Raw genomic sequence first — 21,021 nt, 5'->3', positions numbered from 1 at the left:
TTCAATCCCCCATGACCTGGACCAGCGCTCGGGCGATACGGGCTGGGCTCGGGAAATAATCCCACTCCTGGGCGTGCGGATAGGGTGCGTCCCACCCCGTCACACGCAGAAGTGGCGCGCGCAGGTGCCAGAAACAGGCCTCCTGAACCTCGGCGATCAGTTCGCCGCCAAAGCCGCCGGTGCGTGTTGCTTCGTGGACGACGACGCAGCGGCCGGTTTTCTCAACCGACGTGCGGATCGTTTCCACATCCAGCGGCAGCAGGGTCCGCAAATCGATGATCTCGGCATCGACGCCGGCTTCGGATGCGGCCGCCTCGGCGACGTGAACCATCGTGCCATAGGCGAGGACGGTGACATCGGAACCAGCACGGCGGATCTCGGCTTTGCCCAGCGGCACCGTGTAGTGACCTTCGGGTACCTCGCCCGCCGGATGAGATGACCAGGGAACCGACTTGCCGGAATGGTCTCCGAAAAAGGGGCCGTTATAAATGCGCTTGGGCTCAAGGAAGATCACCGGGTCGGGGTCTTCGATGGCGGAGATCAGCAGGCCCTTCGCGTCGTAGGGCGTGGCCGGGATCACCACTTTCAGACCGGCGACATGGGTGAACAATGCCTCGGGGCTCTGGCTGTGGGTCTGGCCTCCGAAGATGCCACCGCCCGTGGGCATGCGCACGACCAGCGGACAGGTGAACTGTTCGTTGGAGCGATGCCGCAGCCGCGCGGCCTCCTGGGTGATCTGGTCGTAGGCCGGAAAGACATAGTCGGCGAACTGGATCTCGACGCATGGCCGCATCCCCTGCGCGGCCATGCCGACGGCCAGACCAACGATGGCGCTTTCATTGATCGGGGTGTCGAAGACACGCTCCTCGCCATGGCGAGCCTGAAGCCCTGCCGTGCAGCGGAAGACACCGCCGAAATAACCAACGTCCTCGCCGAAGACGATGACCGATGGATCATCCATCAACTTCACGTCCATGGCGCTGCGAAGCGCCTCTATCATGGTCATTCGCGCCATGTCAGCACCCCATTTCCTGCCGCTGCCGCCGCAGATGCTCCGGCAAGTCGGCATAGACGCCCCGGAATATCTCGGCGGGCGAGATCGGCTGCGGATCGACAAAGGTGCCGTGGGCCTCGACCGCCTTCTGGATAGCGGTGACCTCGTCGAGAATCTCGGCTTCGGCCTGCACATGGCGTTCTTCCGACCAGTCGCCACGGACGATCAGGTGGGCCTTCAATCGCTCGACCGGATCGCCGAGGGGCCAGGCTTGCGCCTCGTCCTTCGGCCGGTAGGCCGTTGGATCATCCGAGGTCGAGTGAGCGGCGACGCGGTAAGTAAACCATTCGATCAAGACCGGACCGAATCCTTGACGGGCGCGGTCGATCGCCCAGCGCGACACGGCGGCCACCGCCAGGTAGTCATTGCCATCCACGCGCAAAGCCGGAATGCCGTACCCAAGTGCGCGCGCCGCATAGGTTTCGCTCTTGCCGGCCGCAGTTCCGGTATATGTCGAAATGGCCCATTGGTTGTTCACGACATTCAGAACGACGGGCGGCAGGTAGACCGAAGCGGACAACAGCGCACTGTGGAAGTCGTTGGAGGCGGTCGCCCCGTCGCCGATCCAGCCGGCCGCAATCTTGCCGTTGCCACGCAGGGCGCCGGCCATGGCCCAGCCCACCGCCTGCACATACTGCGTGCCCAGATTGCCTGAAATCGAGAAGAAGCCATAGTCGCGCGCCGAATGCATGATCGGCAGTTGGCGCCCCTTCAGAGGGTCGAGGTCGTTCGAGTACAGCTGCCCCATCAGCGATTCCAGCGGATAGTCCGCTGCGATCAGCAATGTTTGCTGGCGATAGGTGGGGAAGTTCATGTCCCCCCGTTCCAGCTGACGCTGAAAACCGCAGCCTATCGCCTCCTCTCCGGTGCATTGCAGGTAGAACGAGGTCTTGCCCTGACGTTGCGCATTCAGCATCCGCCGATCGACGGCGCGCATCTTCAGCATGTCGCGCAGGCCAAGCCGCAGTTGTTCGGCCGAAACGTCCCCCAGGTATTCCGCCCAGGGTCCAACGGCCCGGCTGTTTTCGTCCAGCACCCGGACCATGCCGACCGCAAAGGACCGGGCATCTTGAGCCTCGATGTCAAGGGGAGGCACGGGCAAGGCACCGGCCGGCGGCACGACAATGTTGGAAAAATCCGGCGGTTGGTCAGGACGCGCGGGCGGGCGCGGAAAACTGAGTTTTGCCGCGGTTATTTCGCGCCGCGCTGCCGGCAAGACAACAGGTTGCATCCTCTCCCCCATCGAACATCTGTCACGACGTCTTCTAGACTGAGGCCGCGCATATGTTTTGCCTTCTTCCTCCGAATTCTGCTACTTTGTGCATTTATGATCTTCATTTATAGGAAAAATTGGCTGAACCATGCACACTGTCGATGAGACGGACTTGCGCATCCTTCGAGCGATGCAAAGCGACGGAAACCTGACCGTGACCGAGATCGCCGAACGGGCTGGCATCTCGCAATCCCCATGCTCGCGCCGGATCGCCATCCTCCAGGAAAAAGGGGTCGTCAAAGGCAAGCAGACCCTCCTCGATGCCAAGAAGCTGGGCTTCGACACGCTGGTCATCGTGAGGATCAAGCTCCAAGGGCACGACGCCACGCTTCTCGAAGCGTTCAAGAAAGCCGTGCGGAGCATTCCCGAGATCCAGATTGCGCTTCTGGTTCTTGGAGATTTCGACTTCTACCTGAGGATCGTGGTGCGAGACATCGAGCACTATCAACGACTTCTGCAGGGTAAGCTCGTATCGCTGCCCGGGGTCCGGGAGATGCAAAGCTCCGTCATCCTTGAAGTCGTCAAGGACTCGGCTGCCTTGCCGTTCTAGCAGGCCGCCGACCTTCTATCTTGCCACGGCCGAATGCCGGGTCCGAGAGGCCGGGCGGTCGCCCCTCACGACGCCGGCTCGACTTCTAAAGCAAACCCAGCCAGCGCGGCGAGCGGCAGTTCGGCCTTCCAGTCTTGCCGTTCATCGTCGTTCTCCCTCGTCTCAGGCCTCGTGTCGGTTCCTGAAAATCTCGTAGGCAAAGCGCGCCCTCACCCCGATATCGAGCAGGGGCCGAGGCGGAACGGGCGCCGGGGTGCCGAGGCTGATCATGTCCGCAATCAGGGGATCATCCTCGCCAAGCGCCATTGCCGCGGCGAGCCGGCCGCTGATCGTGCCCTTGGCGACGCCGACGGCGTTCTGGCAGACCGCGCTCCAGACATTCGGAGCAACCTGTCCGAAGCCCGGTGCGCCATTGCGCGAAAGGCAGATATAGCCAGTCCACGTACGCTCCATGGTGACGCCCTTGAGCATCGGAAAGCGATCGTCGAAGAGGCGTTGATGTTCGGCTCCGACCCTTGCCCGGCGCTCGTCGGACTGGCGCAGGCTCGGGCAGAAATGGATATTCTGCCGGATCAGGATGCGATGATCGTTGGTGTAGCGCATGGTAATGCCCGCAAAGGCATTTGCCGGCGTCGAGCCCCAGGGCGCGATGTTCCCCAGAGCGGCCTGTTCAGCCGCAGTCAGGCGGCGCGACAGGCTTGCATGGGCTGCGAAATTCAACAGCCTGCCCTTCCAGAATCCGAAGCGCATAGCCAGTCCGTTGACGGCAAGGATGACCTTTTGGGCGCGCACCGAGCCGTGCGCGGTCTTCAGGCTGATCGTCGTGCCTAAATCGGCCTCGAGCACGGGGCAGTTCTCGTAAAGAGTGACATTCTCGGGCAGGTTCTCACCCAGCCCCCGGTTGATCGCCGCGGGATTGAGAAGCGCGGTTCCCGGCGTATAAACCGACGCCACGAAATGGCTGGTGCCCAGTCGCTTGGCGGTCTTCCCGGCGTCGAGCCATTCATACGGCTCGTTCAGCCGCTTCAATTCCTCGACAGTGGGCAGCAGAATTTCCTCTGCGCCGCGCTCCGAACTTGCCGTGTGGTATTTGCCTTGCTCGCTCCAGTCGCACTCGATGCCATGACGCTGCACGCTGTCGCGCAGCGAAGCGATCCCCGCTCTCGCAAGCCGCATGTAGGCCTTGCCCTTGGCAAGTTCTTCGAGAGACGAGCCCACATTGTGCGGGAGATCGATGGCAAAGCCCGAATTCCGGCCTGAAGCGCCCTCGCCCAGTTCCTGCGCGTCGAAGACCACGATCTTCGCATGTGGCCTGAGCTCACCCAGACGCCGCGCCGCGCCCAATCCAGCATAGCCCGCGCCGATCACCACGAAGTCCGCAACGATGTCGCCGGACAGCGACGGCTTGGCTTGGCGCGAAGGCAAAAGGGCGCTCCAGCCATTCGTGCGGTCGTCCTTGGGAAGCAATGTGATCCGGGTCATGCGGCAGTAGCCGCATTGACCCAGCTCGCGGGCTGCAGGCTGTAAAAAACGAGAGCACTCGCCGCGAGGTAACGCACCCGCGTTCCGGCCGGCAGCCAGATCGTGTCTATCGGCCCGGCGTCGAGCCGGCCCTGTGGGGTCTCGACCGCAAACTTCCCGGAAATGACCAGGATCAGCTCGTCGTATTGGACTTGCCAAGGGATATCCGCATCGCGAAATCGGGCAAAGCCGCCAGAAAGCTCGCTGCGATCGGCGAGGCCGGCGACTTCCACGACATCGGCCATTTCAGGATAGGCGAAGCGAGGCTGAAAGCTGAGGTCGGCAAAACGGTTCAGGCGCGCGGGCGCCTTGTCGATATCCGTCATCTTTCTCTTCCCCCTGCCATGCCGTCTGTTGTGGTGCAGACAGAAATCGCACATGCCCGTACAGATGTGTACTGAACCATACAACTATTTATGTACATATATGTACAGATCAGTCAAATGAAAAAGCGCCAGGTGATTGAGCGTGTCAGCAGCCAGGCTGAGGAGGACCGCGCCCAGCCCCGGCTGACGCGGGCGGATTGGCTGGAAAAGGCGCTGGAGGTGCTGATCGAAAGCGGCGTCGATGCAGTGAGGATCACCAGGCTGGCGGAGCTGCTTGGGGTCACGCGCGGCAGCTTCTACTGGCACTTCGAGGACCGGAATGAACTGCTCGAGGCCATGCTCGACGTCTGGGAGCAATCAAATACGGCGAGCATCATCCGTGCGGCGACATTGCCGCACACGCTTCAGGACCGCATCCTGCCTCTGTTCATGTGCTGGCTCGATCCCGAGCTCTTCGATCCGTTACTCGATTTTGCGGTGCGCGACTGGGCACGTGGCGATGCCAGGCTTCAGGCGATCATCGCGACGTCGAACCAGCAGCGGATGGAGGCCCTGGTTGCGACATTCGCAGCCCACGGCTTTCCCCAGCAGCAAGCCGTCATTCGCGCCCACAACATCTACTACATACAAATGGGATACTAAGCGTTGAATGTTCGCGAGCCGCTGGCGGATCGGCTCGCCTACGTTGCGACCTATTTCGAAACGTACACGGATGAAAAACTGGACTCACTGGCAGAGGCGGAATTCCGCAAAAAAGTCATCGGGCGAAAGGACCGGGAAGGCGACAGCATTCCAGACAAGAGCAACGACGGGCCAGATACTGCCTCTTCCCAGTGACCAAAACTGGCCCGTTCGCGGCAGCCTGGTGCTCGTCACTCCGCCGCGCCTCGTCATGCGTGCTCGGCAATCACCGCGAGGAAGGCGGGGCCGTAGCGGTCGAGCTTAGCTTCGCCGATACCGGGAACGTTGGCCATCTCCGCGCGCGATGCCGGCCTGGCCGACGCCAGTTCGATCAGGGTCTTATCGTGGAAAATCACATAAGGTGGCACGTTCTGCAGGCGCGCAATTTCCGTGCGCTTCTGCCGCAGCGCCTGGAACAAATCATGGTCCGTATCTGAGACGGCGGCCTGCGCCGCACTACGCGCGACCTTGCCACGTCTGGCGCGCGCCGGTGCCGGCACGCGCAACATCAGCTCCGGCTTGTCGCGCAGGAATTCGCGGCCGGCTGGTGCAATCGACAGGCCACCATGGCCGGCCAAATCGACGTCGATGAGGCGCAGCGCGATCAGCTGGCGCAGGATCGCCCGCCATGTCCGGTTGTCGTGCTCGGTGCCGATGCCATAGGTGGAGATGCGGTCATGGCCGAACTGGGCGATGCGCTCGTTGTCTACGCCCAAAAGCACGTCGACGACATAGGCCTGCCCGAAACGTTCGCCCGTGCGGTAGATGCAGGACAGCGCCTTTTGCGCGGCGATGGCACCGTCGAACAATCTTGGCGGCTCCGCGCAGGTGTCGCAATTGCCGCACGGTTCGCTGTGGTCGCCGAAGTAGGACAAAAGAACCTGCCGGCGGCAGCCCGCCGTCTCGGCCAGCCCCAGCAGCGCGTCTAGCTTGTGCCGCTCCATGCGCTTGCGCTGGTCGGGCGCCTCCGACTCCTCGATGAAGCGGCTACGCAGGGCGATGTCCTCGTAGCCGTAGAGCATCAGCGTATCGGATGGCAGGCCGTCGCGCCCGGCACGGCCTGTCTCCTGGTAATAGGCCTCGATGCTGCCAGGCAGGTCGATATGGGCGACGAAGCGCACGTCGGGCTTGTCGATGCCCATGCCGAAGGCGACGGTGGCGACCATGACAACAGCATCGCCATGCTGGAAGCGCATCTGGTTGGCCTCGCGCGCAGCCTTGTCCATGCCGGCGTGATAGGCGAGCGCGTCGTAGCCGAGACCCTGAAGCCAGGCGGCGGTTTCCTCGGTCCGGCGCTTCGACAGGCAGTAGACGATGCCGCTCGCGCCCTCGTAGCGCTTGAGGAACTCCTTGAGCTGTGCGCGCGGATTGTCTTTTTCCTCGATGGCATAGCGGATATTGGGGCGGTCGAAACCGGCGATGAAGGCATCTGCCTCGTCGATCGCCAGATGCGACAGGATTTCGGCGCGCGTCGGCTCGTCGGCCGTCGCCGTCAGCGCCATGCGCGGCGTGCCGGCAAAACGCGCCACGACCATGTCGAGCTGGCGATAGGAAGGCCGGAAATCGTGCCCCCATTGCGACAGGCAGTGCGCCTCGTCGATGGCGATCAGCGACAGCTTCACATCATCGAGCAGCTCCAGCACATCCGGCCGCAGCAGCGTTTCGGGTGCGACATAGAGCAGGTCGAGCGCTCCTGCGCGAATATCGCGCCACAGGGCACGGCGATCGTCGGGCGAAAGGTCGGAGTTGAGCCCGGCCGCCCGCACCCCAGCCTGGCGCAGCGCCGTCACCTGATCGGCCATCAGCGCGAGCAGCGGCGACACGACGAGACCCATGCCGGGACGGACGATCGCGGGGATCTGATAGCAGAGCGACTTGCCGCCGCCCGTCGGCATCAGCACGAAGGCGTTGTTGCCGGCAATCACATGCTCGACGATGAGCGCCTGCGGTCCCCTGAAGGCATCATAGCCATAAACGGTCTTGAGGATTTCGAGGGCAGTGGCGGTCATCGGCTGCAGCAAGGAGAATCATGGAGAGGTCCTTCATAGCAGCTTCGCCCGGCTAGCGATCACTGATGCACAGTTTTGCGAATCTCCGGACCATAACGGCCTTGCTTGAAAGCCCGAGTCGGCCAGCCTTACAGGTCGATCCAAGCACGCGCAGACGCCAACCGCGCGGCTTCCTGCTTCGTTGATCGCGCCCAACCATGGACAAGCTGGCGATTATCGCGAGGTACCCAAGTTCATGGCACCACCTCGGGCTTTGGCAATTGTCATGACCGCCATCGATGGTTAGTGAGGTAGGGAGCCGAGCGACAAAGGGAGAGCCGAGATACTGATGCCAGACAACAGCTTGCTGACGTTACTTATTGTGCTGCCATTCCTCGGAAGCCTGGTAACCGTCATGCTGGCATCAACGTCGCGAAACCTTGCCGGCGGCATTGCCGGCGCAGTGGCGCTTGCCTGTCATCTGCTGGCCTGGCTGCTCTATGTTCCGGTCCGGGACAACGAGGTGGTCCGCGCGGTGTTCGAATGGGTGCCCAGCCTCGGCCTGACCGTGTCGCTGCGGCTGGACGGCTTCGCCTGGCTGTTCGCGCTGCTGGTCAGCGGGATCGGGGTGCTCGTCGTCCTCTACGCCCGCTACTACATGTCGGCGGAAGATCCGGTGCCGCGCTTCTTCGCCTTCTTCCAGGCCTTCATGGGAGCGATGCTCGGCATCGTCGTCTCGGGCAACCTGATCCTGCTGGTCGTGTTCTGGGAGCTGACCAGCGTCACCTCCTTCCTGCTCATCGGCTACTGGCACCACAACCAGGCGGCGCGCGACGGCGCCCGCATGTCGCTGACCGTCACCGCGATCGGCGGGCTCGGCCTGCTGGCCGGCGTGATGGTGATCGGGCACATCGTCGGCAGCTACGACCTCGACCGGGTGCTGGCATCGGGCGACCTGATCCGCGCCCACCCGCTCTACGTTCCGGCGTTGCTGCTGGTGCTGCTGGGAGCGCTGACCAAGAGCGCCCAGTTTCCGTTTCACTTCTGGCTGCCCAACGCGATGGCCGCGCCGACACCGGTCTCCGCCTACCTGCATTCGGCCACCATGGTGAAGGCAGGCGTGTTCCTGATGGCGCGGCTCTGGCCGGTGCTGTCGGGCACGCCGGAATGGTTCATGATCGTCGGCCTGGCCGGCATGGCCTCGCTCGTCTTCGGCGCCTATCTCGCCATGTTCCAGCAGGATTTGAAGGGTCTGCTCGCCTATTCGACGATCAGCCATCTCGGGCTAATCACCCTGCTTCTCAGCCTCGGCAGCCCGCTCGGACTGGTCGCCGCCATCTTCCACATGATGAACCATGCCACCTTCAAGGCATCGCTGTTCATGGCGGCAGGCATCATCGACCACGAGACCGGCACGCGCGACCTCAGGAAGCTGAGCGGACTGTTCCGCTTCATGCCGATCACCGGAACGCTCGTCATGGTGGCGAGTGCCGCCATGGCCGGCGTGCCGTTGCTCAACGGCTTCCTGTCGAAGGAGATGTTCTTCGCAGAGGCCGTGGCGACGCACGCCGATTCCTGGCTCGACAGGGTGGCGCCCTATGCCGCCGTGCTGGCCAGCGCGCTGGCTGTTACCTATTCGATGCGCCTGATCCACTCGATCTTCCTCGGCGCCCCGCCCGAGAGCTTTCCGCGCGAACCGCACGAACCGCCGTTCTTCATGCGCCTGCCGGTGACGCTGCTGGTGTTCGCCTGCCTGGTGGTCGGCATCGTTCCCGGGCTGACGATCGGTCCATACCTGCACATCGCAATCACCTCGGTGCTGGGCGCCGCGACGCCGGAATACAGCCTCGCGGTCTGGCATGGCTTTACCGTGCCGCTGGTCATGAGCCTGATCGCGCTGGTCGGCGGCGCCCTGCTCTATCTTGCCATCGGCAACTATCTCGAGCGCTCCGAAGGGGCGTTCCTGCTGCGCCGCTTCCAGGCCCAGCGCATGTTCGAACAGGTCATGGTCACCGTCTCCTGGCGGTGGGCCCGTTTCATCGAAACCAATCTCGGCACACGGCGCCTGCAGCCGCAGTTGCGCCTGCTGGTGTTCGTGGCATTCGCCGCGGCCCTGCTCTCCCTGTTCGGCAGCGATATCGGGCTGGCACCGGTGCAGCTCGCCGGCACTGACTGGGTTTTCACTGGCATGTGGGCCGTCGGCGTGACCTGCGCCATTGCCGCCGCGCACCAGGCCAAGTTCCATCGCCTGGCAGCGCTTGCCCTGCTTGGCGGTACGGGCCTGATCACCTGCATGACCTTCGTCTGGCTGTCGGCCCCCGACCTCGCGGTCACGCAGCTGGTCGTCGAGATCGTGACGACCGTTCTGATCCTGCTTGGCCTGCGCTGGCTGCCCAAGCGCTCCCAGGCGCTCACCGAACCGCTGGGGGCGATGGCGCGCGTGCGCCGGCTGCGCGACCTTGCGATGGCGATTGCCGCGGGCGTGGGCATGACCGTCATCGCCTATGCGGTGATGACCCGCCCGGCGCCCGAGACGATCGCCGACTTCTTCCTCGAGAAGGCCTACAGCGAGGGCGGCGGGCGCAACGTGGTCAACGTCATCCTCGTCGATTTCCGCGGCTTCGACACGCTCGGCGAAATCACCGTGCTCGGCATCGTGGCGCTTACGGTGTTTGCGCTTCTGCGCCGGTTCCGGCCAGCGCCCGACAGCGTCGAGCGGCCAGAGCAACAGCGTATCCAGCGCGCCTATGACGAGGCGCAGCCGGACCGCCAGCCCGGCGCGACCGCTGCCGACTACCTGTTCGTGCCGTCGGTGATCATGCAGTGGATGTTCCCCGTCATCATCATGTTCTCGGCCTATCTGTTCCTGCGCGGCCACGATTCGCCCGGTGGGGGCTTTGCCGCCGGCGTGGCAATGGCCGCCGGCTTCATCCTGCAATACATGGCGGCGGGCACCATCTGGGTGGAAGACAGGCTGCGCATCCTGCCGGTGACCTGGATCGGCGGCGGCCTGCTCGTGGCCTTGTCGACAGGGATCGGTGCCTGGGTGTTCGGCAAGCCGTTCCTGACCTCGTACGCGCAGTATGTCGACCTGCCTCTCATCGGCAAGATACCGCTGGCGACAGCCGCCCTGTTCGACCTCGGCGTGCTGACGCTGGTCGTCGGCGCGACCGTCTTGATGCTCATTGCGCTTGCCCACCAATCGGTCCGCAGGTTGCGGGCCGCGCGCAGCGAGGAGCAGTCGTGATGGAACTGACGCTGGCCATCGCCATCGGCTGCTTGACGGGATCTGGTGTCTGGCTGCTGCTGCGCCCGCGGACCTACCAGGTGGTCATCGGACTGTCGCTGTTGTCCTATGCGGTCAACCTCTTCATCTTCAGCATGGGCAGGCTCCGCGTCGGAGCCGCACCCGTGCTGGAGGGCGCCGGAACTGTCAACCCGGCGGACTACGCGGACCCGATCCCGCAAGCCCTGGTGCTGACCGCGATCGTAATCGGCTTTGCCACCACGGCGCTGTTCCTCGTCGTGCTGCTCGCCGCGCGCGGCTTGACCAGCAGCGACCATGTCGACGGGCGGGAGCCATGATGGGTTTCTCGCAGCACCTGCTGATCCTGCCGATCCTGCTGCCGATGGCGGCGGGAGCAATCCTGCTGTTGATCGAGGAGCGTCGCCACGGCGTGAAGGCCGGCATCAACATCGTCGCCACTGCCCTTCTCCTGGTCCTGGCCTGCGGACTGCTCCGCCTCGCCGACACCGGCGATGCGGCAGGTGACGCCATGACACACACCTATCGGCTGGGCGATTGGGCTCCGCCGTTCGGCATCGTTCTGGTCCTCGATAGGCTGTCGGCCCTGATGCTGATGCTGGCCTCCGTGCTCGCTGCCGCGGCGCTGGTCTTCTCGCTGGCGCGCTGGCACAAGGCAGGACCTCATTTCCACACGCTGTTCCAGTTCCTGCTGATGGGCGTGAACGGGGCCTTCCTGACCGGCGACCTGTTCAACCTCTTCGTCTTCTTCGAGGTCCTGCTGGCGGCATCCTATGGCCTGATGCTGCACGGTTCGGGCACCTTCCGGGTCCGTGCCGGCCTGCACTACATCGCGATCAACCTTGCCGCATCGCTGCTGTTCCTGATCGGCGTCAGCCTGATCTACGGCGTGACCGGCACCCTGAACATGGCCGACCTCGCCACGCGCATCCCCGATGTGGCAGCCGAGAACCAGGCCCTGCTTGCGGCCGGTGCCGCCATTCTCGGCATCGCGTTCCTCGTCAAGGCCGGCATGTGGCCGCTGTGCTTCTGGCTGCCGTCGGCCTACATGGCAGCCTCCGCGCCTGCTGCGGCGCTGTTTACCATCCTGAGCAAGGTCGGATTCTACGTGCTGCTGCGGCTCACGCTGCTGCTGTTCGGCGAAGGTGCCGGCCCGCTTGCCGGCCTGGGCAGCCAGGTGTTGCTGATCGGGGGAATGGCAACGATCGCATTCGGCGCGTTCGGCGTGCTTGCCTCGCAGTCGCTGGGCCGGCTCGCAGGCTACAGCATCCTGGTGTCGTCCGGCACGCTGCTGGCCGCAGTCGGGCTTGGCGACCAGGCCGTGGTCTCCGGTGCGATGTTCTACGTCGTCACGTCGACGCTCACCGTCAGTGCGCTGTTCCTGATGATCGAACTGGTTGAGCGGGCGCAGGAACCCGGGGCAAACCTGCTGACCGTAACCATGGAGGCCTATGGCGACGACATCGAGCCCGAAGCGGAAGACGAGGAAGAAGTCGGCGTGGCGTTGCCGGGGGCGCTTGCCATCCTCGGCATTTGCTTCGGCTGCATCGGCCTGCTGCTCGCCGGCCTGCCGCCGCTCTCCGGCTTCATCGGCAAGTTCGCGCTGATCAATGCCATCTTCAATCCCGACGGTCTCGGATCCGCTACCGGCGGCCCGGACAGCATCGGCTGGATCCTGACGGCACTTCTGATCCTGTCGGGCCTGGCAGCCCTGCTCGCCATGATGCGAACCGGCATCCGCACGTTCTGGGCGCCGCTGGAGGTCATCGTGCCCAGGGTCCTGGTGGTCGAGATCGTGCCGATCATCCTGCTCATCGGCCTTTGCTTCCTGCTGACGATCCAGGCCGGGGCGGTCATGCGCTACACCGATGACGCGGCGCAGGCACTGCACGAACCGCGGTCCTACATCGAAGGCGTGCTACCCGGTTCCGCGCAGACGGGCGGGGTGTCGACGCCATGAGACGCATCCTGCCATACCCGGTTCTCACTGCATCGCTGGTCATCGTCTGGATGCTGCTCAACGCGTTTTCGCTGGGCCATTTCCTGCTCGGCCTGGTCGTGGCCGTGGGCGCCTCGCGTGCCATGATGCAGCTCGAGCCGTCGAAGCCGCGGCTGCGGCGCTGGCAGCTCATCCCCTGGCTGTGCGGCATCGTCCTGCTTGACATCGCGCGCTCCAACATCGCCGTCGCCACCATCATCCTCCGGGGTGACCGACACGCGCGCAGAGCCGGCTTCGTTTCGATCCCGCTCGACCTGCGCGACCGGACCGGGCTCGCCGTGCTTGCCTGCATCGTGACCAGCACTCCCGGCACCGCCTGGGTGGAATACGACTCGGCGTCGGGCATCCTGCTCATCCATGTCCTCGACCTCGTCGACGAGCAGGAATGGGTCGACCTGATCAAGACGCGCTACGAAGCGACCCTGCGGGAGATTTTCGAATGACCGCCACCATCCTCGCCTGGTCGGTGACCGCAGCCCAGCTCATGCTGGTTGCAGCCATGGCCTGCAACACCTACCGGCTCATCATCGGCCCCCGCGCCCAGGACCGCGTCCTCTGCCTGGATGCGCTCTATGTCAACGCGATGCTGCTGGTTCTGACCTTCGGCATCCGCACCGGCAATGCACTCTATTTCGAGGCGGCGCTGGTGATCTCCCTGCTCGGTTTCATCTCGACTGTCGCCCTCGCCAAATTCCTGATGCGCGGCGAGGTGATCGAATGAGCCATGCCGAAAACCTGCCCGCTTGGGCGGCCCTGCTGGTTGCGTTCCTGGTGCTGGCCGGTGCCGGCCTGACCCTGATCGGGGCGATCGGCACGCTGCGTTTCCGCAGCTTCTTCGAACGGGTCCACGCGCCGACTTTGGGCACCAGCTGGGGCACAGGGGCGATCGTCGTCGCATCCATGATCCTGTTTTCGGTACTCGGCTCGCGGCCGGTATTGCACGAAGTCCTGATCGGCGTGTTCATCAGCATCACCACGCCGGTGACGCTGATGCTGCTTGCACGCGCGGCACTCTATCGCGACCGTTCGGAAGGCAGCTCCGACGTGCCGCCGGATCATCTCGCCGATACGCCGGATGAGCGATAGCCATCGTTCACTGCCGGGTGCCCAAAGCACGGCCCGGAGTATCTGAGACGGAAACGGAACTCCCGGGACTGTAGCCCGTTAAAGCTTACCTAATCCGAAGCGGCGGGCCTTGATGACCAGCAGTGAACATCTCCTCGGCCCGCTGCCTGCCGCAGCCTACACGACCGATGCGAACGGTCGGATCACCTATTTCAACGATGCGGCAGCGGAACTCTGGGGTCACACCCCCGAGATCGGCAAGGACGAGTGGTGCGGCTCTTGGCGGCTGAGGACCGCCGATGGCGATCCGCTCGCACACAGCGACTGCCCGATGGCGCTGGCATTGAGGGAAGGCCGCGCAATTCGCGGCGCAGAAGCCATCGCCGAGCGGCCGGACGGGACGCTCGTGCCGTTCCTGGCATTCCCTGCGCCGCTGCGAGACGGTTCCGGCAAGATCACGGGCGCCATCAACCTGCTGATCGACATCTCGGCGCAGAAGCAGGCGGAAGTGCAGACGATGCGCCTGGCGTCGATCGTCGAATCCTCCGACGACGCCATCATCAGCAAGGATCTGTGTGGCGTCATCGAGAGCTGGAACGCCAGCGCCACGCGGCTTTTCGGCTATTCCGCGGAAGAGGCCATCGGGAAGCACATCACGATGCTGATCCCCGCAGACCGGCAGGGCGAGGAGGACCTTATCATCGGCAAGGTCCGGAATGGCGAGCGTGTCGACCATTTCGACACGATAAGACGGCGCAAGGACGGGCGGGAGGTGGCGATCTCGCTCACTGTCTCGCCCGTGCGCAGCCCCGCCGGCAAGGTCATCGGCGCTTCCAAGATCGCCAGGGACATCACCGACCGCAAGGAAAGCGAACATCGCATCCGCATGCTGATGCGCGAGGTCAACCACCGGGTGAAGAACCAGTTCGCGGTGATCCTGTCCATGATCCGGGAGACTGGCAAGCACACGGCGACGATTGCCGAGTTCGAGCGCCAGATCCGCAATCGTATCATGGCGCTGTCACGATCCCAGGACCTGCTCGTCGACGGCGACTGGCGCGGCGCCGACCTCGCCAACCTGGTCGACAACCAGATCCGGCCTTTCGCTGCGGGACATCGTGTCCAGATATCTGGCGAGCCGATCATGCTGTCGACCGTCGCCGTCCAGAATCTCGGCATGGCCTTCCACGAACTCGCCACCAATTCGGCCAAGCATGGCGCGCTGTCGTCACCCGGAGGAACCGTCGAGGTCGTCTGGACCACGTCCGGCCGCTTCCGCCTGACCTGGAAGGAAAACAATGGGCCAACGGTGGAAAAGGCGTCGCGAAACGGTTTTGGCAAGATCGTGCTCGAGCGGATCGCGCCGCTGGCACTGAATGGCGTCGGCCATCTCAGCTTTGAACCGAATGGTGTTACCTGGACGCTGGATGCGCCTGTCGAATCGATCCGTAACGCCGAACTCTAGCCGCCACCTCCCCTGCAGCCGCTGGCGCGTTCAGATCTCGGAGACCGGATCGACGAGCAACGGCGCGCTGTGCAGGTAGCGCGTCGTCTTTCGCTTGGAGGCAATGTCGGTCCACACCCGCCCGACCTGCTCGGCCGACAGCCCCGCGGCACGGCCGACTTCTTCGACCGGCACGCCATTGTTGAGCCCATAGAGGCACAGGTCCATCCGGTCATAGGGCAAGGAGAAATAGAACTCCTCCTGCGTTTGCTGCAGCGAATAGGTGTCCGTCGTCGGCGGCCGCCGGCGGATTTCCTCGGGCACGCCGAGGTGCTCCGCAAGCTGGTAGACCTGCGACTTGTACAGATGCGCTATCGGCTTGACATCGGCCGCACCGTCGCCGTTCTTGACGAAGAAGCCCTGGTCATACTCCAGCCGGTTCGGCGTGCCGATCACGGCATAGTTGAGACGGTCGGCGTGGAAATACTCGACCTGCTTGCGCGTGCGTTGCTTCATGTTGGTGGACGCGACGATGCCGAGATAGACCTGCGGCGGCATGCGCAGCTTGGTCTGCTTGCCTTCGGGGTCCTGCACAACCAGCGAGGAGATGTTGTAGCCGTCATTGGTCAGCGCATTGGCAATCACGATCTTGCACGCCCAGCCGGATCCGTATTCGGGTACCAGTTGACGGATGAAGTCGTCGCGGCGCTCGTAGCAGCCCATGGCCTTGAGCGTCGGGCCGATGTTCTCGACGACTGCCGAAATGCCGAAAGTTTCGGCGACGAGACGTCCGAGGCGCAGGCTTTCGGGGTCGGAATCGTCCTCCGGCATGAACAGCGCAAAGACGTTCTTGGCGCCGACGGCTCGCACGGCAAGGGCGGCACTCACGCTCGAATCGACGCCGCCCGACAGGCCGAGCACGAGGCCGCGCCGGCGCAGCGTGCCGGTCAGCTGGGTGCGCAAGGCAGCAGCAATCCTCGCGGCCTCGGCCTCAGGATCGATCGCCAGCGTCGCAGCGCTGAAGCTTCCGGCTTGGACTACAGTCAGGTTCATCCCGTCGGCTCCATGGATTCGGCGGCCAGGCGCCGGCTCACCTTGCCGGTGTCGGTCCTTGGCAATTCGGATCGAAATTCGATAATTTTCGGAACCATGAAATCTTCGAGATGGCCCTGGCAGTGGCGCAGGATCTCGCGCTGGGTCAGCCCCGGGTCGGACAAGACGACAAGGGCCCCGATCGCATGGCCCAGGATCGGATCGGGCACGCCGATGACCACGGCCTCCGCGATACCGGGACAGGCGTGCAGCACGGCCTCGACCTCCTTGGGCGCGACCTTTTCGCCGCGCGTCTTGATGATGTCGTCCTTGCGCCCGACGAAATACAGGAAACCTTCCGCATCGCACCTGAACAGGTCGCCGGTGTAGAGCAGCTTTTCCCAAGGATTCGTCCCCGGGCGCAGCATGCGGTTCGTTGCTTCCTCGTTTTCCCAATAGCCTTGCATGACATGCGGCCCACGGATCACCAGTTCGCCGGGTGTATCTGGCGGCACCGGATTTCCGTCGTCGTCGAGCACGAAGGCTTCCGTGTTGGGAATGGCGATGCCTACCGAGCCGGGACGCCGGTCGAGCTCAGCCGGCGGCAGATAGGTGCAGCGCTTGCACTCGGTCAGGCCGTACATCGAATAGAGGCGCACGCCCGTGAACAGCTCGCGCAGCCTGGCGATATGCGCCGGCGGCAAGGCGGCCGCGGTGTTGGTGACGTAGCGCAGGCTGGGCAGGAAGCCCGGCTTGATGTCGCGCATCTGCAGGATCAGCGCGGCCATCGTCGGGACCAGCGGAAAACCTGTTACATTCTCAGCGCGAATGACATCGAAGATGGCCTGCGGGAAGGAAAACGACTTCTCCAGCACCAGCGTGGCGCCAACCTTGACCGACATGATCAGCTGGTAGAGGCCGTAGTCAAAGGCCAGCGGCAGAACGTTGAGAATGATGTCGTCGGGCGTGTTCTCGACATAGGTGGTAATCGAGTTGGCGGCAGCCTCGATGTTGCGGTGGGTCATCATCACGCCCTTGGGTCGGCCCGTTGAGCCCGAGGTGTAGATGAGCATGGCAAGGTCGACATCGATGCCGCCATGATTGGCGAGTGCCATGTCGCTTGCGAGGCAATCGTTGAACGAGACCGTACCTTTCGGAGCAACGCCAGCCGTTGCGGTCGAGACCACCAGCAAATCCCTGTCGCCGCCGGCCAGTGCCTCGGTGACGACGGGCAACAGCCTGGCCTGGGTCAGCACGGCGCGCGCACGGCAGTTGCCAATGACAAAATCGAGCTTGTCGGCCTTGGTCGATGGGTTGACCGGGCTGAAGACCGCTCCTGCCTTGGCAATGGCGAAGACCGACACCGCAGCTTCCCAGCAATTGTCCATGAACACCAGCACCCGGTCGCCACGGCCAATGCCGAGATCGCCAAGCGCTCCAGCGAGCCGATCGGAAAGGCTGTCGAGCTGGGCGTAGGTGAGGCGTGCGTCGCGCGCAATCAAGGCCGTCTTGTCGCCCCGCAAGCGCGCGCTGTCGCGCAAGAATTGCTCCAGTCGCATTGCCCCTCTCCCGGCGCCGTCAGGCAGCGCCTGCCGCCTGCTCCGTGGGCTGTGCCTTGGCCATCTTGGTCTCGATGAAGGCCGTAATGCGGACCAGCGAGTCCAGATTGGCAGGAACGATGTCGGAGTCCGCCATCTCAAGCCCGAACTGGTCCTCGATGAAGGTAACCAGTTCAAGCACGCCGGTGGAATCGACCACGCCGCTTTCGATCAGCGAGACGTCATCGTCCAAAGCATAGGAGGTGTCCCCGAACAGGAAGTTTTCGATGATGAAGGCTTTGACGGTGTCCTTGATCTGCGGCGTCATGCTCTCTCCTATTGGCCCATCCTCAGGCAGCCACGGTGGCGCCCGACTTCGTCCCGGCAAACGACCGGTTCCATAACTGCGTCGACAGGATGCCCACGAAAGCGGCATTGTCGCGGAAACCGGCCACCGCCTTGTGCCGACATTTTTCCGTCAGCTTTCGTACCGTCGAAACATCAAAAAATCCCGAATCCGCAATCGCTTCCGGGCTCATCGCTTCGCGCATCCAGTCCTGCTCGCCGGTGCCGACGAAAGATTGCGAATCCGGAGCGCGATAAGGCTGCTTGACCCGCCTGCCGATCGACGCCGGCAAGAGATCCTTCGTCGCCTCGCGCAGGATGTGCTTTTCGACCAGCCCCTTGAGCTTCATCGTCGGCGGCAGCCGGCTGGCGAACTCCACCAGGCGATGATCAAGGAACGGAAAACGCCCCTCGATGCCGTGCGCCATCGCCATGCGGTCGCCCTGGCTCGACAGGATGTAGCCCGGCAGCAGGTAGCGGCTTTCGAGATATTGCGCCTGGTGCAGCGGGTGCCAACGGAAGAACCGCTCCGGCAGGGACGCGGCAAGTTCGGCGGCGGCATCGTATGAAGCAAGCTTGGCGCGCAGATCGGCGGAAAAGAAAAGCTTTGCCGCCGCGGTGTTGCGCATCCGCGGACGATGCGAATAGAGCGGATCGTCGAGGCTGTCCTTGCCCGCACCGAAGAACGCGGCGAGATAGGCGGCGGACTGCTTCTGCAGCCCGGGCAGATAGGGATAGAGCTTGCGGAAGATATGCGGCCTGCTTGCCGACCCAGGCTGGCGGTCGCAGAAGCGCCGTACCAGCGTCTCCTTGAAGATGTCGTAGCCAGCGAAGACCTCGTCGGCCCCCTCGCCCGTCAGCACCACCTTGATGCCCTTGGCGCGGACGAGGCCGGAAAGCTGGTAGAGTGGCGCCGGCGCCGTGCGGATGACCGGCCTTTCGGTGGCGTCGATCACCTTGGGGAAGACCGAGGCGATGTCGCCCGGACCGACATTCACCGCGCTATGATGCGACCCGATGGCCAGGGCCATTTCTTCCTGGAACTCGCTCTCGTCGTGCTCGGCACTGTCGAACGTTACCGAAAAGGTGCGCAGCCCGCCGGCCGCCATCGGTGCGGCGAGCGCCGAGACGATGGAGGAGTCCAAGCCGCCCGAGAGGTAGGAGCCGACCGTGACGTCGGCGCGCATGCGAATACGCGTCGCATCGGTCAGCAGCGCCCTGAGCTCCTCCGCGGCGCCGGTTTCGTCGCGCGGTTCGCGGCTCGCTTCGGCGTCGGGGAAATCGAGCCGCCAGTAGGGACGCGTGGCGAGCCCGCCCCTGTCGGCGATAATGATGTGCCCGGGCTCGAGTTCGAAGACGTTCTTGAACGCCGTGCGCGGGGCGATCGGCGCCCAGAGCGTGAAAATCTGGTCGAGTGCTACCTCGTCGAGCTCGGCCGCAAAGCCGGGAACCTGCAGCAGCGCCTTTACTTCGGAGGCAAAATACAAGGTGCCGCGCACCTCGGCGTAGAACAGCGGCCGCACGCCCATCCTGTCGCGAGCCAGGAACATGCGCTGGCGCGGCGCGTCCCAGATGGCGAAGGCGAAATCGCCGTTCATCACATCGACGCAATCGGGACCCATCTCCTCATAGAGATGCAGGATCACCTCGGTGTCGCTTCCGGTCCGGAACCGACGCCCTCGCGCCTTCAGCTCGTCGCGCAACTCGACATAGTTGAATATCTCGCCGTTGAAGGCGATGTGGAGGTCGCCCGAGGCGCTGGCCATCGGCTGCTGCCCGTCGCCAAGTCCGACAACCGACAAACGCGCGTGGCCGAGCCCCGCCCCGGATGAAACATACACCCCCTGCTCGTCCGGTCCCCGGTGCGCGATGCTGCTGGTCATCCGGCGCAGCAGCTTTTCAGCTGCAGCAGGCTCTACATCGCCAAGATACCCAACAAATCCACACATACGCCGAACCCTGATACGCTAGCGCGACGAGCGCACTGTCTAGCGCAGGTTGATCAAATCAGGAAAGCACACTTCGGCTCCCGAGACACATCACAAAGGCGATAGTCTTGGCTTTCCGGGCGCTCGACATCCCAGGTACGAAGCCTCACTATGTAAGCAATTGTATGAACAAGTCATGTTGATGGTCATCCTTGCCGGCGAATGCATTGATCAGTTGACGATCTTGGCCCCAGCAGGTTGTGATGGACGTTGCGAAAGACTTGGCGAGGGCAACAATGCATATCGTTAAGGGCGACGGCGACAATATTCGCCTCCACCGCTTCATGGGAATAGAACTGGAGCTCGGACCCGACGTGCTGGTGCCGCGCGAGGAGACCGAGATCCTGGGCAATGCCGCGGTCGGCCTCCTTGGCGGATGCGCAGCCGGCGCGCGCGTGATCGACATGTGTTGCGGCTCGGGCAATCTGGGCCTGGCGGTCGCCACCAAGGTGCCAGGGGCGCAGGTGTGGAGCGCCGACCTGACGGACGCCACCGTGGCAGTGGCCCGAAGAAATGTCGACCGCCTCGGGCTGGGCGACCGTATGAGCGTTGCGCAAGGCGACCTGTTCGGTGCGTTTGACGGGCTGGACCTTGCCGGAACCGTGGATCTGGTCGTCTGCAATCCGCCCTACATCTCGTCTGCCCGTCTGGAGGGCGAACGCAGCGAACTACTCGCATCCGAACCGCGCGAAGCCTTCGATGGCGGCCCCTACGGCCTGTCGATCCACCAACGGCTGATCCGCGACGCGGTGGCGTTTCTCAAGCCGGGAGGATGGCTGGCGTTCGAATTCGGCGAAGGCCAGGACCGCCAGGTCGCGGCCCTCGTCGCCAGGAGACGGGCCTACGCGCCGGTGGAATTCGCCACCGATGCTGCAAGGTTGCCGCGCGTGGCGATCGCCCGGAAGCTCGACCCGGCGTGACCGGAGTTCGAATTTCGAAACGCTTCCTAGAC

The 21,021-nt window shown here is 63.9% G+C and carries 20 protein-coding genes; 11 read left to right on the top strand and 9 right to left on the bottom strand.

Going from position 1 to position 21,021, the window contains the following annotated elements; translation table 11 throughout:
- Position 1 precedes the first annotated feature (1 nt).
- Complete coding sequence (locus ASC75_RS19965; RefSeq protein WP_055979158.1) at positions 2–1,015, bottom strand: alpha-ketoacid dehydrogenase subunit beta; 1,014 nt, start codon at positions 1,013–1,015, stop codon at positions 2–4.
- A 1-nt stretch (position 1,016) separates the two neighbouring features.
- Positions 1,017–2,285 (bottom strand): thiamine pyrophosphate-dependent dehydrogenase E1 component subunit alpha, encoded by a 1,269-nt coding sequence (locus ASC75_RS19960; RefSeq protein ID WP_055979155.1) that lies wholly within the window; start codon positions 2,283–2,285, stop codon positions 1,017–1,019.
- A 130-nt stretch (positions 2,286–2,415) separates the two neighbouring features.
- On the opposite strand from ASC75_RS19960, the gene ASC75_RS19955 reads away from it, so the two are divergent.
- Positions 2,416–2,877 carry an Lrp/AsnC family transcriptional regulator gene (locus ASC75_RS19955; RefSeq protein WP_055979152.1) on the top strand — a complete coding sequence of 154 codons (462 nt, stop codon included), beginning with the start codon at positions 2,416–2,418 and terminating at the stop codon, positions 2,875–2,877.
- Between the two features lie 162 nt (positions 2,878–3,039).
- Here the strand turns inward: ASC75_RS19955 and ASC75_RS19950 are convergent, their stop codons facing one another.
- Positions 3,040–4,344 (bottom strand): FAD-binding oxidoreductase, encoded by a 1,305-nt coding sequence (locus ASC75_RS19950; protein ID WP_244487884.1) that lies wholly within the window; start codon positions 4,342–4,344, stop codon positions 3,040–3,042.
- A gap of 11 nt (positions 4,345–4,355) precedes the next feature.
- Positions 4,356–4,724, bottom strand: a complete 369-nt coding sequence (locus ASC75_RS19945) for an ethanolamine utilization protein EutQ (protein WP_055979299.1) — start codon at positions 4,722–4,724, stop codon at positions 4,356–4,358.
- A 117-nt stretch (positions 4,725–4,841) separates the two neighbouring features.
- Here ASC75_RS19945 and ASC75_RS19940 point away from each other — a divergent pair, with 117 nt between their 5' ends.
- Together ASC75_RS19940 and ASC75_RS19935 are read left to right on the top strand one after the other, a co-directional pair.
- Positions 4,842–5,366 carry a TetR/AcrR family transcriptional regulator gene (locus ASC75_RS19940; protein ID WP_162244946.1) on the top strand — a complete coding sequence of 175 codons (525 nt, stop codon included), beginning with the start codon at positions 4,842–4,844 and terminating at the stop codon, positions 5,364–5,366.
- A gap of 3 nt (positions 5,367–5,369) precedes the next feature.
- A complete protein-coding gene (locus ASC75_RS19935; RefSeq protein WP_055979143.1) occupies positions 5,370–5,561 on the top strand; it encodes a hypothetical protein in 192 nt (63 codons plus the stop codon).
- Positions 5,562–5,614: 53 nt separating this feature from the next.
- Here the strand turns inward: ASC75_RS19935 and recQ are convergent, their stop codons facing one another.
- Complete coding sequence (gene recQ / locus ASC75_RS19930; protein ID WP_055979296.1) at positions 5,615–7,414, bottom strand: DNA helicase RecQ; 1,800 nt, start codon at positions 7,412–7,414, stop codon at positions 5,615–5,617.
- Positions 7,415–7,742: 328 nt separating this feature from the next.
- On the opposite strand from recQ, the gene ASC75_RS19925 reads away from it, so the two are divergent.
- The 7 genes from ASC75_RS19925 (at position 7,743) to ASC75_RS19895 (ending at position 15,187) form a co-directional block, all read left to right on the top strand.
- Entirely contained in the window at positions 7,743–10,640 is a 2,898-nt protein-coding gene (locus ASC75_RS19925) for a monovalent cation/H+ antiporter subunit A (protein WP_055979139.1), read from the top strand.
- The gene (locus tag ASC75_RS19920; protein ID WP_055979137.1) at positions 10,640–10,978 is read left to right on the top strand and encodes a Na+/H+ antiporter subunit C; all 339 of its coding nucleotides are present in this window, start codon (positions 10,640–10,642) and stop codon (positions 10,976–10,978) included. The genes ASC75_RS19925 and ASC75_RS19920 overlap by 1 nt, the downstream gene beginning before the upstream one ends.
- On the top strand, positions 10,975–12,618 hold the full coding sequence (locus tag ASC75_RS19915; protein WP_055979134.1) for a monovalent cation/H+ antiporter subunit D: 1,644 nt from the start codon (positions 10,975–10,977) through the stop codon (positions 12,616–12,618). The genes ASC75_RS19920 and ASC75_RS19915 overlap by 4 nt, the downstream gene beginning before the upstream one ends.
- Complete coding sequence (locus tag ASC75_RS19910; RefSeq protein ID WP_055979132.1) at positions 12,615–13,100, top strand: Na+/H+ antiporter subunit E; 486 nt, start codon at positions 12,615–12,617, stop codon at positions 13,098–13,100. The genes ASC75_RS19915 and ASC75_RS19910 overlap by 4 nt, the downstream gene beginning before the upstream one ends.
- The gene (locus tag ASC75_RS19905; protein WP_055979129.1) at positions 13,097–13,378 is read left to right on the top strand and encodes a K+/H+ antiporter subunit F; all 282 of its coding nucleotides are present in this window, start codon (positions 13,097–13,099) and stop codon (positions 13,376–13,378) included. The genes ASC75_RS19910 and ASC75_RS19905 overlap by 4 nt, the downstream gene beginning before the upstream one ends.
- On the top strand, positions 13,375–13,743 hold the full coding sequence (gene mnhG / locus ASC75_RS19900) for a monovalent cation/H(+) antiporter subunit G (protein WP_055979126.1): 369 nt from the start codon (positions 13,375–13,377) through the stop codon (positions 13,741–13,743). The genes ASC75_RS19905 and mnhG overlap by 4 nt, the downstream gene beginning before the upstream one ends.
- Before the next feature lie 112 nt (positions 13,744–13,855).
- Positions 13,856–15,187: a PAS domain S-box protein gene (locus tag ASC75_RS19895; protein ID WP_055979123.1), complete on the top strand. Its 1,332-nt coding sequence runs from the start codon at positions 13,856–13,858 to the stop codon at positions 15,185–15,187.
- Between the two features lie 30 nt (positions 15,188–15,217).
- Here ASC75_RS19895 and nadE read toward each other — a convergent pair whose 3' ends face one another.
- From nadE to asnB, 4 genes are read right to left on the bottom strand one after another with little or no spacing between them, the layout of a single operon-like run.
- Positions 15,218–16,219, bottom strand: coding sequence for an NAD(+) synthase (gene nadE / locus ASC75_RS19890; RefSeq protein WP_055979120.1), 1,002 nt, complete (start codon positions 16,217–16,219; stop codon positions 15,218–15,220).
- Complete coding sequence (locus tag ASC75_RS19885) at positions 16,216–17,757, bottom strand: AMP-binding protein (protein ID WP_055979117.1); 1,542 nt, start codon at positions 17,755–17,757, stop codon at positions 16,216–16,218. The genes nadE and ASC75_RS19885 overlap by 4 nt, the downstream gene beginning before the upstream one ends.
- A gap of 19 nt (positions 17,758–17,776) precedes the next feature.
- Positions 17,777–18,064, bottom strand: coding sequence for an acyl carrier protein (locus ASC75_RS19880; RefSeq protein WP_055979114.1), 288 nt, complete (start codon positions 18,062–18,064; stop codon positions 17,777–17,779).
- Between the two features lie 22 nt (positions 18,065–18,086).
- The gene (gene asnB, locus ASC75_RS19875; RefSeq protein WP_055979111.1) at positions 18,087–20,030 is read right to left on the bottom strand and encodes an asparagine synthase (glutamine-hydrolyzing); all 1,944 of its coding nucleotides are present in this window, start codon (positions 20,028–20,030) and stop codon (positions 18,087–18,089) included.
- Between the two features lie 275 nt (positions 20,031–20,305).
- Here asnB and ASC75_RS19870 point away from each other — a divergent pair, with 275 nt between their 5' ends.
- The gene (locus ASC75_RS19870; protein WP_055979108.1) at positions 20,306–20,989 is read left to right on the top strand and encodes a HemK/PrmC family methyltransferase; all 684 of its coding nucleotides are present in this window, start codon (positions 20,306–20,308) and stop codon (positions 20,987–20,989) included.
- Positions 20,990–21,021: the final 32 nt, after the last annotated feature.

It is taken from the genome of Aminobacter sp. DSM 101952 (assembly GCF_001424795.1).
In the GTDB taxonomy this organism is placed as follows: Bacteria; Pseudomonadota; Alphaproteobacteria; order Rhizobiales; family Rhizobiaceae; genus Aminobacter; species Aminobacter aganoensis.
Note: the sequence above shows the minus strand (reverse complement) of the source record. Positions and strands in the feature narration are given on the sequence as shown.